Annotated in this window: 10 protein-coding genes and 1 pseudogene; 4 read left to right on the top strand and 7 right to left on the bottom strand. The window is 68.3% G+C overall.

Going from position 1 to position 13548, the window contains the following annotated elements; genetic code table 11:
- Position 1: 1 nt before the first annotated feature.
- From pgl to ftsY, 3 genes are all read left to right on the top strand, one after another.
- The gene (gene pgl / locus TY51_RS13970) at positions 2 to 673 is read left to right on the top strand and encodes a 6-phosphogluconolactonase (protein ID WP_197054770.1); all 672 of its coding nucleotides are present in this window, start codon (positions 2 to 4) and stop codon (positions 671 to 673) included.
- Between the two features lie 9 nt (positions 674 to 682).
- On the top strand, positions 683 to 2281 hold the full coding sequence (gene pgi / locus TY51_RS13965) for a glucose-6-phosphate isomerase (RefSeq protein ID WP_042250462.1): 1599 nt from the start codon (positions 683 to 685) through the stop codon (positions 2279 to 2281).
- Between the two features lie 107 nt (positions 2282 to 2388).
- Entirely contained in the window at positions 2389 to 3396 is a 1008-nt protein-coding gene (gene ftsY / locus TY51_RS13960) for a signal recognition particle-docking protein FtsY (protein WP_042250461.1), read from the top strand.
- Here the strand turns inward: ftsY and TY51_RS21175 are convergent.
- Together TY51_RS21175 and TY51_RS13950 are read right to left on the bottom strand one after the other, a co-directional pair.
- Positions 3393 to 4514, bottom strand: coding sequence for a Hint domain-containing protein (locus TY51_RS21175; RefSeq protein ID WP_081995051.1), 1122 nt, complete (start codon positions 4512 to 4514; stop codon positions 3393 to 3395). The genes ftsY and TY51_RS21175 overlap by 4 nt on opposite strands.
- Before the next feature lie 128 nt (positions 4515 to 4642).
- Positions 4643 to 5623, bottom strand: a complete 981-nt coding sequence (locus tag TY51_RS13950) for a GlxA family transcriptional regulator (protein ID WP_042250460.1) — start codon at positions 5621 to 5623, stop codon at positions 4643 to 4645.
- 147 nt (positions 5624 to 5770) lie between these two features.
- Here TY51_RS13950 and TY51_RS13945 point away from each other — a divergent pair, with 147 nt between their 5' ends.
- Positions 5771 to 7177, top strand: coding sequence for a class II 3-deoxy-7-phosphoheptulonate synthase (locus tag TY51_RS13945; RefSeq protein ID WP_042250459.1), 1407 nt, complete (start codon positions 5771 to 5773; stop codon positions 7175 to 7177).
- 32 nt (positions 7178 to 7209) lie between these two features.
- On the opposite strand, the gene TY51_RS13940 is transcribed toward TY51_RS13945, so the two are convergent.
- The 5 genes and pseudogenes from TY51_RS13940 to TY51_RS13920 all read right to left on the bottom strand — a co-directional run bounded on the left by TY51_RS13940 (position 7210) and on the right by TY51_RS13920 (position 13477).
- On the bottom strand, positions 7210 to 8079 hold the full coding sequence (locus TY51_RS13940) for a lysophospholipid acyltransferase family protein (protein ID WP_042250458.1): 870 nt from the start codon (positions 8077 to 8079) through the stop codon (positions 7210 to 7212).
- Entirely contained in the window at positions 8055 to 8999 is a 945-nt protein-coding gene (locus tag TY51_RS13935) for a DMT family transporter (protein ID WP_052650223.1), read from the bottom strand. Before TY51_RS13935 ends, TY51_RS13940 begins: the two co-directional genes overlap by 25 nt.
- 85 nt (positions 9000 to 9084) lie before the next feature.
- Complete coding sequence (gene tkt, locus TY51_RS13930; protein WP_042250456.1) at positions 9085 to 11103, bottom strand: transketolase; 2019 nt, start codon at positions 11101 to 11103, stop codon at positions 9085 to 9087.
- Positions 11104 to 11176: 73 nt separating this feature from the next.
- The gene (locus tag TY51_RS13925) at positions 11177 to 12499 is read right to left on the bottom strand and encodes an HlyC/CorC family transporter (protein WP_042250453.1); all 1323 of its coding nucleotides are present in this window, start codon (positions 12497 to 12499) and stop codon (positions 11177 to 11179) included.
- Positions 12500 to 12509: 10 nt separating this feature from the next.
- Positions 12510 to 13477 (bottom strand): annotated as a pseudogene (locus TY51_RS13920) (tyrosine recombinase).
- Between the last annotated feature and the right edge of the window lie 71 nt (positions 13478 to 13548).

The raw sequence follows: 13548 nt of genomic DNA, 5'->3' as shown, positions 1-13548 counted from the left end.
CATGGATTTCAAGGAATACCCCGACCGGGAAATGCTGGCTCTGTCCGTGGCAGACCGCATCGCATCGCAACTGGCGCAGCACCTGCGCGGCAATGAACGGGCGACGCTGTGCGTGCCGGGCGGCACCTCGCCTGCGCCGGTCTTCGAGACCCTGTCGGGAGCCGATCTGGACTGGGCCCGCGTGACCGTGGTGCTGGGCGACGAACGGTGGGTGGACGGTGACCACAAGCGGTCGAACAGCCGCCTGCTGCGGCGCCACCTGCTCAAGGACAAGGCGGCGGCGGCGAACTATATCGACCTGTATACGGGCGACGCCTCGCCCGATCTGGCGACCGAGGGCTTGGCCGAACGGCTGGCCCCGACGCTGCCGTTGACGGTGGTGCTGCTGGGGATGGGCAACGACATGCACACCGCCAGCCTGTTCCCCGGCGCCGACCACCTGGAGGCCGCGATGGCCGCAGGTGCGCCGCCCGTCATGGCCATCCGCGCCGACGGCGCCGAGGAGCCGCGCATCACACTGACCCGCCCTGTGCTGGCCGACGCGCTGAACATCCACGTGCTGATCATGGGCCCCGAAAAGCGCGAGGCGCTGGACCGCGCGCAGAAATCGGACCCGATGCAGGCGCCGATCCGCGCCTTTCTTGACCAGGCCACCGTCCATTGGGCCGAATGAGGAACTGACATGACAGCACTCTGGAACCGCCTGCAGGATCACCGCAAGGCCCAAGGGTCGACCCGGATCGAGGCGCTGTTCGACGCCGACCGCGCCACCGATTTTCGGGTGCAGGCGGACGGTCTGACATTCGATTATTCCAAGACCATGATCGACGCGGGCGCGCGCGACCTGTTGCTGGAACTGGCAGCCCCCGTGGCCGCCCGCCGCGACGCGATGTTCGCGGGCGAGAGGATCAACGAAACCGAGGGCCGCGCCGTCCTGCACACCGCGCTGCGCGACCTGCAGGGCAGCGTCATCGTCGACGGTCAGGACGTGATGCCCGCCGTGCGCAAGACGCATGACCGCATGACCCGGTTCGCGAACCAGGTCCGCGACGGCGGCTTTGCGGGGCAGGGCGGTCGCATCACCGACGTGGTCAACATCGGCATCGGCGGTTCGGACCTTGGCCCGGCGATGGCCGTGCTGGCGATGGCGCCCTATCATGACGGGCCGCGCACGCATTTCGTCAGCAACGTGGACGGCGCAGACATCGCCGACACGCTGAAGGGGCTGGACCCGGCGACGACGCTGGTGATCGTGGCCTCCAAGACCTTCACCACCATCGAGACGATGACCAACGCCCAGACCGCCCGCGACTGGATGGCGGCATCGGTCACCGATCCGGGGGCGCAGTTCGTGGCCCTGTCCACCGCTGCCGCCAAGGCCGCCGATTTCGGCATCGCCGAGGATCGCGTGTTCGGCTTCGAGGATTGGGTCGGCGGTCGCTATTCGGTCTGGGGCCCGATCGGGCTGTCGCTGATGCTGGCCGTGGGCCCGCAGGCGTTCGACCAGTTCCTGGCGGGCGGCGCTGCGATGGACGCGCATTTCCGCACTGCCGATCCGGCGCAGAACCTGCCGGTGATGCTTGCCCTGACGGGCATCTGGCACCACCAGATCTGCGGCTATCCGACCCGCGCGGTGCTGCCCTATGACAACCGCCTGATGCGTCTGCCCGCCTATCTGCAACAGCTGGAGATGGAATCGAACGGCAAGCGCGTGGCGATGGACGGCAGCGATCTGGAGGTCGTGTCAGGCCCGGTGGTCTGGGGCGAACCCGGCACCAACGGCCAGCACGCCTTCTATCAGCTGATCCACCAAGGCACGATGCCGGTCCCCTGCGAGTTCATCCTGGCCGCGCGCGGGCACGAGCCTGATCTGGCCCATCACCACATCCTGCTGGCCGCGAACTGCCTGGCGCAGTCCGAGGCGCTGATGCGCGGTCGGTCCTTGGATGAGGCCCGCGCCCTGATGGAGGCCAAGGGCCTTGAGGGCGCCGAACTGGACCGTCAGGCCCGACACCGCGTGTTCCCCGGCAACCGGCCGTCCACCACGCTGCTGATGGACCAGCTGACCCCGTTCGCTTTGGGCCAGATCGTGGCGCTGTACGAACAGCGCGTCTTTGTCGAAGGCGTGATCCTGGGGATCAACAGCTTCGACCAGTGGGGGGTCGAACTGGGCAAGGAACTGGCGCTCAAGGTCGAACCGCTGCTGAAGGGAGAGGCCGCACCCGGCCACGACCCCTCGACCGAGGCGCTGGCGGCGCTGATCCGGCAGATGCGCGGCTGACGCGACCCCTGACTGGAAGACAGCAAAGCCGCCCCGATCCGTCGGGGCGGCTTTTCCTTGGCGCCGCAAGCGGGTAGGGTCCGCCCGGCACAGCGAAAGGTCGGATCATGGCGTTCTTTACCAAACTGCGAGAGCGGCTGACGCGGTCCTCCTCCAAGATCGGGGCGGGGCTGGACGATATCGTCGGAGAGACCGCGGCGGCCCCCGTCGCGCCCGCCGCAGCCCCCGAACCGTCCGGGCTGGTCGGCCGCCTGTTCGGCCGCGCCGAGGCGCAGGTCGAGGAACCGCGCCGCGCCCTGGACGACGAGATGCTGGAAGAGCTGGAGGACATGCTGGTCCAGGCCGATCTGGGCGTCGACACCGCCCTGCGCGTCACCGCCAACATCGCGGAAGGGCGGATGGGCCGCCGCGTCTCTTCGACCGAACTGAAACAGCTGCTGGCGACGGAAATCGCACGCATCATGGCGCCGGTCGCGCGGCCCCTGCCGATCTATCCGAAAAAACCGCAGGTGGTGCTGGTCGTGGGCGTCAACGGCGCGGGCAAGACCACCACCATCGGCAAGCTGGCCAGCCAGTTCCGCGCCGCGGGCAAGTCGGTGGTGATTGCGGCGGGCGACACGTTCCGTGCCGCCGCCGTCGAACAGCTGCAGGTCTGGGGACAGCGGGCCGGCGTGCCGGTGATGGTCGCCCCGCAGGGCAGCGACCCCGCCAGCCTTGCGTGGGACGCGATGGTGCGGGCCGAGGCCGATGGCGCCGACCTGCTGATGATCGATACCGCCGGACGCCTGCAGAACCGCCAGGACCTGATGGAGGAACTGGCCAAGATCGTCCGGGTGATCCGCAAGAAGGACCCCGACGCGCCGCACAACACCCTGCTGGTGCTGGACGCCACGACCGGCCAGAACGCCCTGAGCCAGGTCGAGACGTTCCGCAAGCTGGCCAACATCTCGGGTCTGGTGATGACCAAGCTGGACGGCACGGCGCGTGGTGGCGTGCTGGTAGCCCTGGCCGACAAGTTCGGCCTGCCCATTCACGCGATCGGTGTGGGCGAACAGATCGACGATCTGGACGCCTTCGACGCGGACGAATTCGCCCGCGCGCTGGTCGGCCTCTAGGCGTCCAGCAGCGCCCGCCGGTTCCGGTCATGGCGCAGCACCAGGCGCCGGGCGTGGCGGCCGGACAGCAGGGGGCGCGCGGGCGTCAGCGTACGCCCCGCCGTCAGCTCCTTGATCCGCCGGGCGTTCTGCGCCCCCAGGGCGCGCAGCGCGACAGGACCGGGCAGCAGGCTTTCCGCCCAGGCCCCGTCCGCCATCAGCACCTGATGGTCGGGCAGCAGCACGTGCCAATAGGTGACATCGCTGCAATCAGCCATCACGGAGATGCCCGGCAGGCCAACCAGATGCCGGGCCGCGACCAGAACTTCGGGCGCACCTATCATGCGCCGCGCGATGGGGGAACGGATCAGCATCCGGTGCTGGGGCGATACGACCAGATCGCGCGCGGGTTGGCCGGGGCCAAGGGCGTGCGCCGCAAGCCGGATCGGCCGCTGGTCGGGACGCTGGTCCAGATCGTGGGCCAGCATCCGGCGGTGCCCGATCCACAGGACCGGCTGATACCCATGGTCCATCGTCTGCAGCAGCGCGCCGGGCTGCAGGTCCTGGACCCTGCGCGGACCGCAGGCCGTCTGGATCAGCGTATCCTGGGCGAAACACGCCGACGCTGCCGGGGTTGGCCAGGCCTGACGATCGTCGCCGGGCGCAATGGTGCGCAGGCCCGTATAGGTATAGGTGGCTTTCGGGTCAAAGACCGGCTCGATCCCCTCATCATTCGGGACCGGAAAGACCAGAAGCGACTGACGGCTGCCGAATTCGTTCCCTGCGCCGTAATGTTCATAGCTGCGGGGATACATCACGACATAGCTGTCGCCCTCATCGGAGGTGATCGTCGCGGCCACGAAGTTCTGCATCTGCGTGCCCGCAGGAACCACCTGCGCATTGGCCCCATGGCCGAAGATCGCATCCTTGACCAGCCTCTGGTCCGTCTCGTCGTGGGTATAGACGCCGCTGTGGAACGCGTCGTCGTCGTCTTCGTCGCTGATCACGATCGTGCTCAGGACCGGGTCGTTCATCACGATCGGTTCGCCGTTCGACCACGGCACGTCCAACAGAACACCCACTTCGTAGCTTACGGGAATGACATTGCTGACGGTCAGGACCGTGATCGTGTGATGCATGGAGATATCCCTGTGCTGCCTGTCGAACGGACCCGGCAGTCACATGTCACCGGGCAGTGCCCGACCCTAGGGTGGCACTGGTTAACGTCTGGTTAACCGCTTCAGGAAAGATTAACGATTGCCGCGGCTCAGGCCGGGATCGACGCCGAGGTGCCGCGTTCGCGGTACGGCGTGCTGCCATATTGCGCACGATAGCATTTGGAGAAATGCGAGGGGCTGGAAAACCCGGATGCCAGCGCGATCTCGATGATCGACATCTCGGTCTGCATCAACAGGTTGCGGGCCCGCGACAGGCGGGTTTCCATGTAATACCGTTTCGGGCTGCGGTTCAAATAACGGCGGAACAGGCGTTCCAGCTGGCGGGTCGACATGCCCGCATCTAGTGCCAGCTGGGCGGGGCTGACTGGGTCCTCCAGGTTCGCCTCCATCCGTGCGATGACGGCGGCCAGGCGCGGGTGGCGCACGCCGATGCGGGTCGGGATCGACAGGCGCTGGCTGTCCTGGTCGGTGCGGATGGCGGTGTGCAGCATCTGGTCGGCCACGTCGGCGGCCAGCGCGTCGCCCTGCGCCAGCGCGATCAGGTGCAGCATCAGGTCGATCGAACTGGTCCCGCCCGCCGCGGTCAGCCGGTTGCCGTCATGGACAAACACCGACCGGAACAGGTCAACCTCGGGGAAGGCCTCGGCCAGGCCGTCGTGGTTCTCCCAGTGGATCGTGGCCTTGCGCCCGTCCAGCAGCCCGGCCTCGGCCAGGACCCAGGTGCCGGTGCAGACGGCGCCCATCGCCGCACCCCCGCGCGCCTGCCGGCGCAGCCAGGCCAGCACGGGGCGCGTCGCCTCGCGTGCGATGTCGGTGCCGCCGCAGACGATCACGACCTCGTCCCGGCCGGGCGGGGGGGCGTCCAGGTCCAGGCCCGCGTCCAGCATCACCCGTGCCCCGTTCGAACAGGTCGCCACGTCGCCGCGCGGCCCTACCAGCCGCCAGTCGAACAGCGTCTGCCCCGATGCCCGGTTGGCCAATCGCAACGGCTCGATCGCCGCCGTGAAGGGCAGCATCGTGAAACGGTCCAGCAACAGGAAGGTGAAGCGTCGCGGTTTATCGGATGGCATGGGGGCTATCTTTGCGTGCGGTTGCGCCCTGCACCCAAACAGCCTTTTGACGCCACGGCAAGGGGGCTTTCCCGATGCCCGCGCAGACCCTTTTCCTGCCGACTGTTAGCGTTTATACCGACGCGACATTTTCAAGGAGCGCAGGACATGACGCAGCAGACCCGCAAGACCGCCACCCAGGATTGGGACAAGGCCGGCTGGCGCGCCTATCCGCGCGTCCAGATGCCCGACTATACCGATCCCGCCGCGCTGGAGGGCGTGGAATCGCAGCTGCGCCGCTATCCCCCGCTGGTATTTGCCGGAGAGGCGCGCCGTTTGCGCGCCCAGCTGGCCGATGCCGCGGCGGGCCGGGCGTTCCTGTTGCAGGGCGGCGATTGCGCCGAAAGCTTCAGCGAATTCAGCGCCGACAACCTGCGCGACACCTTCAAGGTACTGCTGCAGATGGCCGTGGTGCTGACCTGGGGCGCGCAGATGCCCGTGATCAAGGTCGGGCGCATGGCCGGCCAGTTCGCCAAGCCCCGCAGCGCGCCGACCGAGGTGATGGACGGGGTGGAGCTGCCCAGCTATCGCGGCGACATCATCAACGGGTTCGACTTCACCCCGGAATCGCGCATTCCCGACCCCACGCGGATGCTGGCGGCATACACGCAGGCGGCGGCGTCGCTGAACCTGCTGCGCGCGTTCTCGACCGGCGGTTTTGCCGACATGCACCGCGTCCAAAGCTGGATCGCCGATTTCGTCGGCGGCCCCGAAGCTGCGCGGTACCGCGACATCGCGGGTCGCATCGGTGACGCGATGGCCTTCATGCAGGCGGCGGGCGTCAACTCCGACACCGCGCACCAGCTGTCCAAGGTCGACTTCTATACCAGCCACGAGGCGCTGCTGCTGGAGTACGAAGAGGCCCTGGCCCGCATCGACAGCACCACGGGCCTGCCGGTGGCAGGGTCGGGTCACATGATCTGGATCGGCGACCGCACGCGGCAGCCCGATGGCGCGCATGTGGAATTCTGCCGCGGCGTGCAGAACCCGATCGGCCTGAAATGCGGCCCGACCACCACGGCGGACGACCTCAAGGTGCTGATGGCCAAGCTGAACCCTGCGAACGAGGCCGGGCGCCTGACGCTGATCGCACGGTTCGGCGCGGGCAAGGTGGGCGATCACCTGCCGCGCCTGATCCGCGCCGTCCAGGACGAGGGCGCGAACGTCGTTTGGTCCTGCGACCCGATGCACGGCAACGTCATCAAGTCGTCCACGGGCTACAAGACGCGCGCCTTCGATTCGATCCTGCGCGAGGTCCGCGAGTTCTTCGGCGTCCACAAGGCCGAGGGCACGATCCCCGGCGGCGTGCATTTCGAGATGACCGGCAAGGACGTGACCGAATGCACCGGCGGCGTCCGCGCCGTCACGGACGAAGATTTGTCCGATCGCTATCACACCGCCTGCGATCCGCGCCTGAACGCCAGCCAGTCGTTGGAACTGGCCTTCCTGGTGGCCGAGGAGCTGCGCGCGCGGCGCGAGGATGCGGCCCCGCTGCGGACCGCCGCCGCCATCTGATCACGACAGGGCCCCGCCGATGCGGGGCCTTTTCATTTCCAGCGGCGATGGACCCAGAACCACTGGTCCATGTGGCGCCGCACCAGCATCTCCAGATCGTCGTTCAGCGCCTGCATCATCGCGCGGGAATCGTCATGCGCGATGGGCGCGCCGACATGGACCTTGAAGGACAGCCCGTCCGGTTGGCGGATGCCGCAGATCGGCACCAGCAGCGCGTCGTACCGGCGCGCCAGATCGGCCGGCGTCAGCACCGTCCGCGTCGGCAGGTCGAAGAACCGCAGTTCTGCCCCCTCGCGGTCGAACTGATCAAAACCAAGGGCCAGCCATCCGCCACCCTTCAGGAACCGCAGCATGGCGGCCAACCCGGCCCGCCCGCGCGGAAACAGCGGTTCCGCGATGGCGGTGATGGCGGGGACGTAATGGCGGTTGAACGCCTCGTTGTTCATGGGGCGGTACAGGGCGCCGACCGGCCAGCCGCGCGCCGCCAGCGCCGCCCGCATCGCGTCGTAATTGCCGAAATGCGCACAGGCCAGGATCACCGGGCGGTGGCTGTCCAGCGCCTCTTCCAGCGCGGCAAGACCGGGGCCCTGCAACGGGTCGGCCTTGCGGATGCGGTCAGTGAATTCATCGGCGGAATATATCTCGGCCAAGGACCGGCCCGCGTTGTCGGGCACGGCGCGGACCAGCGCCTCGACCTCGGCCGGGGACAGGTCGGGGCGCGCCAGGGCAAGGTTGTCGCGGATGCGCTGACGCCAACCGGCGACGGGGGCGATGACATGCGAAAAGGCCCAGCCCATCGCCGGAATGCGGCGCTGATACGGCAGCAGGCGGGCCACGCCCATGATCGCCAGAAAAGCGCCATTGGCCAGGCGGTCGCTCAGCGAGGATCGGTCGTCGCGCATTCTGCCCCCTTGGCGGCCCGCGCCTCGCGCGACCAGACATACAGCCCCGCGGCCACGATAATGACCGCACCCGTGACGGTCCAGACGTCGGGCAGCTGTCCGAAGAAGACAAAGCCCCACAGCCCAGCCCAGATCAGCCCGGTATAGCCGAAGGGCGCCAGCGCTCCGGCCTCGGCCGCGCTGAAGGCCTTGACCAGCAGGTACTGGCTGACCGTGCCGAACACCGCCAGCGCACCGAATGCCCACAGGTCACCTGCGGCGATCGGCTGCCAGAACATCGGCACCACGATGCTGGAGGCGATGGTGCCCACCACCGCCGACCACATCACCGACGTCGCCACCGAATCGCTGCGCACCATCCGCGTCAGCAGCGCGCCCGCGGCATAGGTGAACGCCCCCGCCAACGGCAGCAGGGCCGCGGGCTGGAACACGCCCAGACCGGGGCGGATGATCAGCAGCGCGCCGACCAGCGCCACCGCGATCCCGGCCAGCCGCCGTGGGCCGACGCGTTCCCCAAGGAACAGCGCGCCGCCAAGCGTGATCAGGACCGGGTTCAGGTCCATGATCGCCGTCGCCTCGGCCAGCCCGATATATTGCAGCGAGGTGAAGAACAGCCCCACCGACCCCAGCTGCATGATCGCGCGCGCGAATTGCGTGCCGGGCTGTCGGGTGCGCAGCAGGGGCAGCATCGCGCCGCGAAAGATCAGCGCAAAGATCAGCAGGTTGCCGATGAACCGCGCCCAGATGACTTGGGCCGGATGATAGATCTGCGTCAGGTGCTTTGCCGTCGCATCCATCAGCGTGAACCCCAGGATCGCCGCCAGCAGCAGGGCGATGCCCCGCGCCTGGTCCGATCCGGGCCGCCGCACCCCGTCCCGCTCTTGGCCCATCAGCGCGAATGCGCGCGCGAGGACCTGCATCAGCGGGCCGGGTCATGGGTATTTGGACAACGAAGAAGCGGTTTCTCCGTTGCCCAAATACCCGATCCGGCGGCCGGTCCGGGTGTCACAGAAGCGCTTTCGCGCGCTCTGCCACGGCCTCGGCGGTGATGCCGAACTCCTTGTACAGCTCGGGCGCGGGACCAGAGGCGCCGAACCCCTCCATGCCCACGAATGCGGAACGATCCTCGTGGCCGCGCTCTCCCAGCAGCAGCCAGTCCCACGGCTGGCGCACGGCGGCCTCTACCGCGATGCGGACGGTGCCTTCGGGCAGCACTTGGACGCGATAGTCGCGTGGCTGGTCGCGGAACAGCTCCATCGACGGGACTGACACCACGCGGGTTGCGATGCCCTGAGCCTCCAGCGCATCGCGGGCCTCGACGGCGATTTCTACCTCGGATCCCGTGGCCATCAGCACGACCCGGGGGGTGGCGCTGGCTTCGCGCAGGACATAGGCGCCCTTGGCGGTCAGGTTCTCTCCGCCTTCCTGGCGCAGCAGGGGCAGGTTCTGACGCGACAGGGCCAGGACCGACGGGGTCGCGTCCTGCGACAGCGCGATCTCCCACGCTTCGGCGGTCTCGGTCTGATCGCAGGGGCGGAAGGTCAGCGTGTTGGGCGTCGCGCGGCAGATGGCCAGGTGCTCCACCGGCTGGTGGGTCGGGCCGTCCTCTCCCAGACCGATGCTGTCATGGGTCATGACATAGACGACCGGCAGGCCCATCAGCGCCGACAGGCGCATCGCGCCGCGGGCGTAATCGGTGAACGTCAGGAACGTGCCGCCATAGGGGCGGAACCCGCCATGCAGCCAGATGCCGTTCATCGCGGCCGCCATGCCGTGTTCGCGGATGCCGTAATGCAGATAGCGGCCCATGCGGTTGTCGGCGTCGAAGATGCCCTGGCCGCCGGTCTTGGTGTTGTTCGACCCGGTCAGGTCCGCCGAGCCGCCGAAGTTTTCCGGCATCTCGGCGTTCAGGACCTCCAGCACGTTCTCGGAGGCCTTGCGTGTGGCGACCTTGGGCTTGGCCTCCAGCGTCTGGACCTTGAAGGCGTCGATGATCGCGTTCAGGCGCGGGTTGACCTCGTTGCCGATGCGGCGGGCGAAATCGTTGCGGGCGTCGTCGGACAGCGCGTCCACGCGGTCGTTCCATGCTGCGCGTGCGGCGGCACCCTGCTGGCCGATGGCCCGCCAGTCGGCGACGATCTGGTTGGGCAGGTGGAACGGCTCGTGGCTCCAGCCATAGGCCGCGCGGGTGGCCGCGATCTCGTCAGGCCCAAGGGGAGAGCCGTGTGCCTTGCTGCTGTCGGCCTTGTTCGGTGCGCCAAAGCCGATGATCGTCTTGCAGTCGACCAGCGTCGGGCGGCCGTCATCCTGCGCCGCGGCGGTCAGGGCGCGGTCGATGTCGGCGGCGTCGTGGCCGTCGCAGGACAGCACGCGCCAGCCGGCGGCGGCAAAGCGGGCGTGCTGGTCGGTGCGGTCCGACAGGCTGACGCGGCCGTCGATGGTGATGTCGTTGTTGTCCCACAGCACGACCAGACTGCCCAGCTTCTGGTGCCCCGCCAGCGCGATGGCCTCGTGGCTGATGCCCTCCATCAGGCAGCCGTCGCCGGCGATGACCCAAGTGCGGTGGTCGCACAGATCGGCCCCGAATTCGGCGCGCATCGCCTCCTCGGCAATCGCGAAACCGACGGCGGTGGCCAGGCCCTGGCCCAAGGGGCCGGTCGTGGTTTCCACCCCTTCGACATGGCCGTATTCCGGATGGCCCGCGGTGATCGCGCCCAGCTGGCGGAAGTTGCGGACCTGGTCCAGGGTCATCTGCTCATAACCCGTCAGGTGCAGCAGCGAATAGATCAGCATCGACCCGTGGCCCGCCGACAGGATGAACCGGTCGCGGTCGAACCAGTGGGGCGCGCTGGCGTCGAATTTCAGGTGGTTGCGGAACAGGACGGTCGCGACGTCGGCCATGCCCATCGGCATGCCGGGATGGCCGGAATTGGCGGCCTCGACGGCGTCCATGGACAGCACGCGGATCGCGCTGGCCAGGTTCCAATGGGCGGGGTCTGCGGTGCGGCGGGCGGCGATGTCCATGGGATGTTCCTTGCGGCACGTGGGGTTGACGCGTTGTTATGGGTTGGCAGGGGCGGTTGCAAGCCGCCCCCGGTCAGCCGTCCGTGGCCGTGGGCAGGGGGCGGATGCGCAGCCGGGTGATGCGGTTCTCGCGCCGCGTCACCACCTCGAAGCGATAGCCCGCGAAGCTGAACACCTGGCCCTGTTCGGGGATCGATTGCGCCATGTGGATGACCAGGCCCGCGATGGTGTTGGCCTCCTCGTCGGGCAGGGTCCAGTCCAGCTGGCGGTTCAGGTCGCGGATCGTCATGCCGCCCTCGACCAGGTAATCGCCATGGGTGTTCGGCTTCAGCGTCTGGTCCTCTTCGGTGTCGTGTTCGTCGGCGATCTCTCCTACGATCTCCTCGATGATGTCCTCCAGCGTGATCAGCCCGCGCAGGGATCCGTATTCATCGACGACCAGCGCGAAATGCGTGCGCCGCTTCAGAAATTCGCGCATCTGTTCGTCCAGGGCGCTGGTCTCGGGGACGAAATACGCAGGCATCATCACCGCCGACAGGTCGAACCGGCGTGCGGCGCTGGCATCGCCCGCGTCGCCCACGGCCCGGTTCACGGCGCGCAGCAGGTCCTTGGCGTGAATGACGCCGACGATGTTCTCGCGCTCCTCGCGATAGACGGGCAGGCGGGTGTGGGGGCTGGCCAGCACCAGTTCAAGGATCTTTTCGGGCGGCAGGTCGCCGTCGATCATCTGGATCTCGGACCGGTGGCGCATGATCTCCTCGACGGTGCGGTTGCCAAGGTCCAGCGCGCCCAGCAGGCGGTCGCGGTCCTCCTTGTTCACCGCGCCCTGGGCATGGCCCAGGGACAGCGCGCCCTCGATCTCCTCCTCAAGGGAGAACATGTGCTTGCCGGGATCGGTCTTCAGACCGGCCAGCGACAGCATGCCGTTGACGATGATCCGCACGACGCTGACCACCGGCGACAGCACGACGGTCAGGATGCGGATCGGGCGGGCAACCAGGCTGGCCACCTTTTCGGGGGCCGAGATGGCATAGGTCTTGGGCATCACCTCGGAGAAGATCAGCACCAGCACGGTCATCACCAGCGTCGCGATGGCCACGCCGCTGGCGCCCAGCAGGCCGGTGAACAGCGCGGTGGCAAGGCTGGCGGCCAGGATGTTGACGACGTTGTTGCCCAGCAGGATCGCCCCGATCAGCTTTTCGCTGTCGGCGGTGACGCGCACGGCGGCCTCGGCCCCGGTGTCGCCGCGGTCGGCGCGGGCCCGCAGCTTGGCCTTGCTGGACGCCGTCAGCGCGGTTTCCGACCCCGAGAAAAAGGCCGACAGCATCAGGCAGATCAGGATCGCCACGATGGTGACGACGGCTGCGAAGTCGAGTGCAGAGGTGAAAGCGTCCATTAGGTCCCGGTCAGTTGGTTGTGGCAGCATCGTCCGGCAGCGAGCCGCGCGCCAGAGGATGATGATTCAGAACAAGGTCGCGCATGCGATGGTTCAACACATGCGTATAGATTTCCGTAGTGCCCAGATCGGCATGGCCCAGCAGCATCTGGATGCTGCGCAGGTCCGCGCCGCCTTCCAGCAGGTGGGTGGCAAAGGCGTGGCGGATCACGTGCGGTGTCACACGCGCCGGATCAATCCCCGCCGCGACCGCCATCTGGCCCAGCAGGCGCGAAAAGCTTTGCCTTGGCAGGTGGCCCGCGGCGCCGGGCGCGGGGAACAGCCAGCGCGCGCCGCGTCCCGCCAGCAGGCGGTACAGCGGGCTGCCTGCGGGGCGTTGTCGCGGATCTCCAGCCAGTCGCGCAGGGCCGTGCGCGCGGCCTGGCCCAGGGGGACCATGCGGTCCTTGCCGCCCTTGCCGCGGATCACCAGCACCGCCGGATCGCCCCGGCAGCCCGCCACCGGCAGGCTGACCAGCTCGGTGACCCGCATGCCGGTCGCGTATAGCAGCTCGATCATGCACATGTTGCGCGTGCGGTCGATCCGGCCTCGACCGATGCCGGGGGCGGCATCCAGCAGGGCCTGGATCTGGGCCTGGTCCAGCGTGCGCGGAATGCGCTTGGCGCGGCCGGGTCCGGCGATGCGGATGGCCGGGTCGTCCTCGCGCCAGCCCTCCTCCAGCGCAAAGCGGGTGAATTGGCGGATGGCCGACAGGCGGCGGGCGCGGGTGGCGCGCGACAGGCCCTGCGCGTCGCAATGGGACAGGTAATCCTCGACCTGGTCGCGCGTCAGCCCGGCCAGCGCCAGCCCCCGCGCACCCAGCCAATCGGACAGGTCGCGCAGATCGCGGCCATAGGCCAGCAGCGTGTTGCGCGCGGCCCCGGCCTCGGCGGCTTGGGCGTCCAGAAAGGCGCCGATGGCGTTGTGATCGCCGCTCATTGCGGGGCCGCGATCTGCGGCAGCAGGGCGATCTGGGCCTGCGCGCGGTCGGCGTCGGGGTCCAGGCCCAG

This window comes from Paracoccus sp. PAMC 22219 (assembly GCF_000787695.1).
In the GTDB taxonomy this organism is placed as follows: Bacteria; Pseudomonadota; Alphaproteobacteria; order Rhodobacterales; family Rhodobacteraceae; genus Paracoccus.
Note: the sequence above shows the minus strand (reverse complement) of the source record. Positions and strands in the feature narration are given on the sequence as shown.

Excerpts from the sequence above, each read along its gene's own strand:
- TY51_RS13935 (WP_052650223.1), bottom strand. The coding sequence starts at position 8,999 with ATGCAGGTCCTCGCGCGCGCATTCGCGCTGATGGGCCAAGAGCGGGAC.
- TY51_RS13925 (WP_042250453.1), bottom strand. The coding sequence starts at position 12,499 with ATGGACGCTTTCACCTCTGCACTCGACTTCGCAGCCGTCGTCACCATC.
- TY51_RS13950 (WP_042250460.1), bottom strand. The coding sequence starts at position 5,623 with ATGCCATCCGATAAACCGCGACGCTTCACCTTCCTGTTGCTGGACCGT.
- TY51_RS13945 (WP_042250459.1), top strand. The coding sequence starts at position 5,771 with ATGACGCAGCAGACCCGCAAGACCGCCACCCAGGATTGGGACAAGGCC.
- TY51_RS21175 (WP_081995051.1), bottom strand. The coding sequence starts at position 4,514 with ATGCATCACACGATCACGGTCCTGACCGTCAGCAATGTCATTCCCGTA.
- tkt (WP_042250456.1), bottom strand. The coding sequence starts at position 11,103 with ATGGACATCGCCGCCCGCCGCACCGCAGACCCCGCCCATTGGAACCTG.
- TY51_RS13940 (WP_042250458.1), bottom strand. The coding sequence starts at position 8,079 with ATGCGCGACGACCGATCCTCGCTGAGCGACCGCCTGGCCAATGGCGCT.
- pgl (WP_197054770.1), top strand. The coding sequence starts at position 2 with ATGGATTTCAAGGAATACCCCGACCGGGAAATGCTGGCTCTGTCCGTG.
- ftsY (WP_042250461.1), top strand. The coding sequence starts at position 2,389 with ATGGCGTTCTTTACCAAACTGCGAGAGCGGCTGACGCGGTCCTCCTCC.
- pgi (WP_042250462.1), top strand. The coding sequence starts at position 683 with ATGACAGCACTCTGGAACCGCCTGCAGGATCACCGCAAGGCCCAAGGG.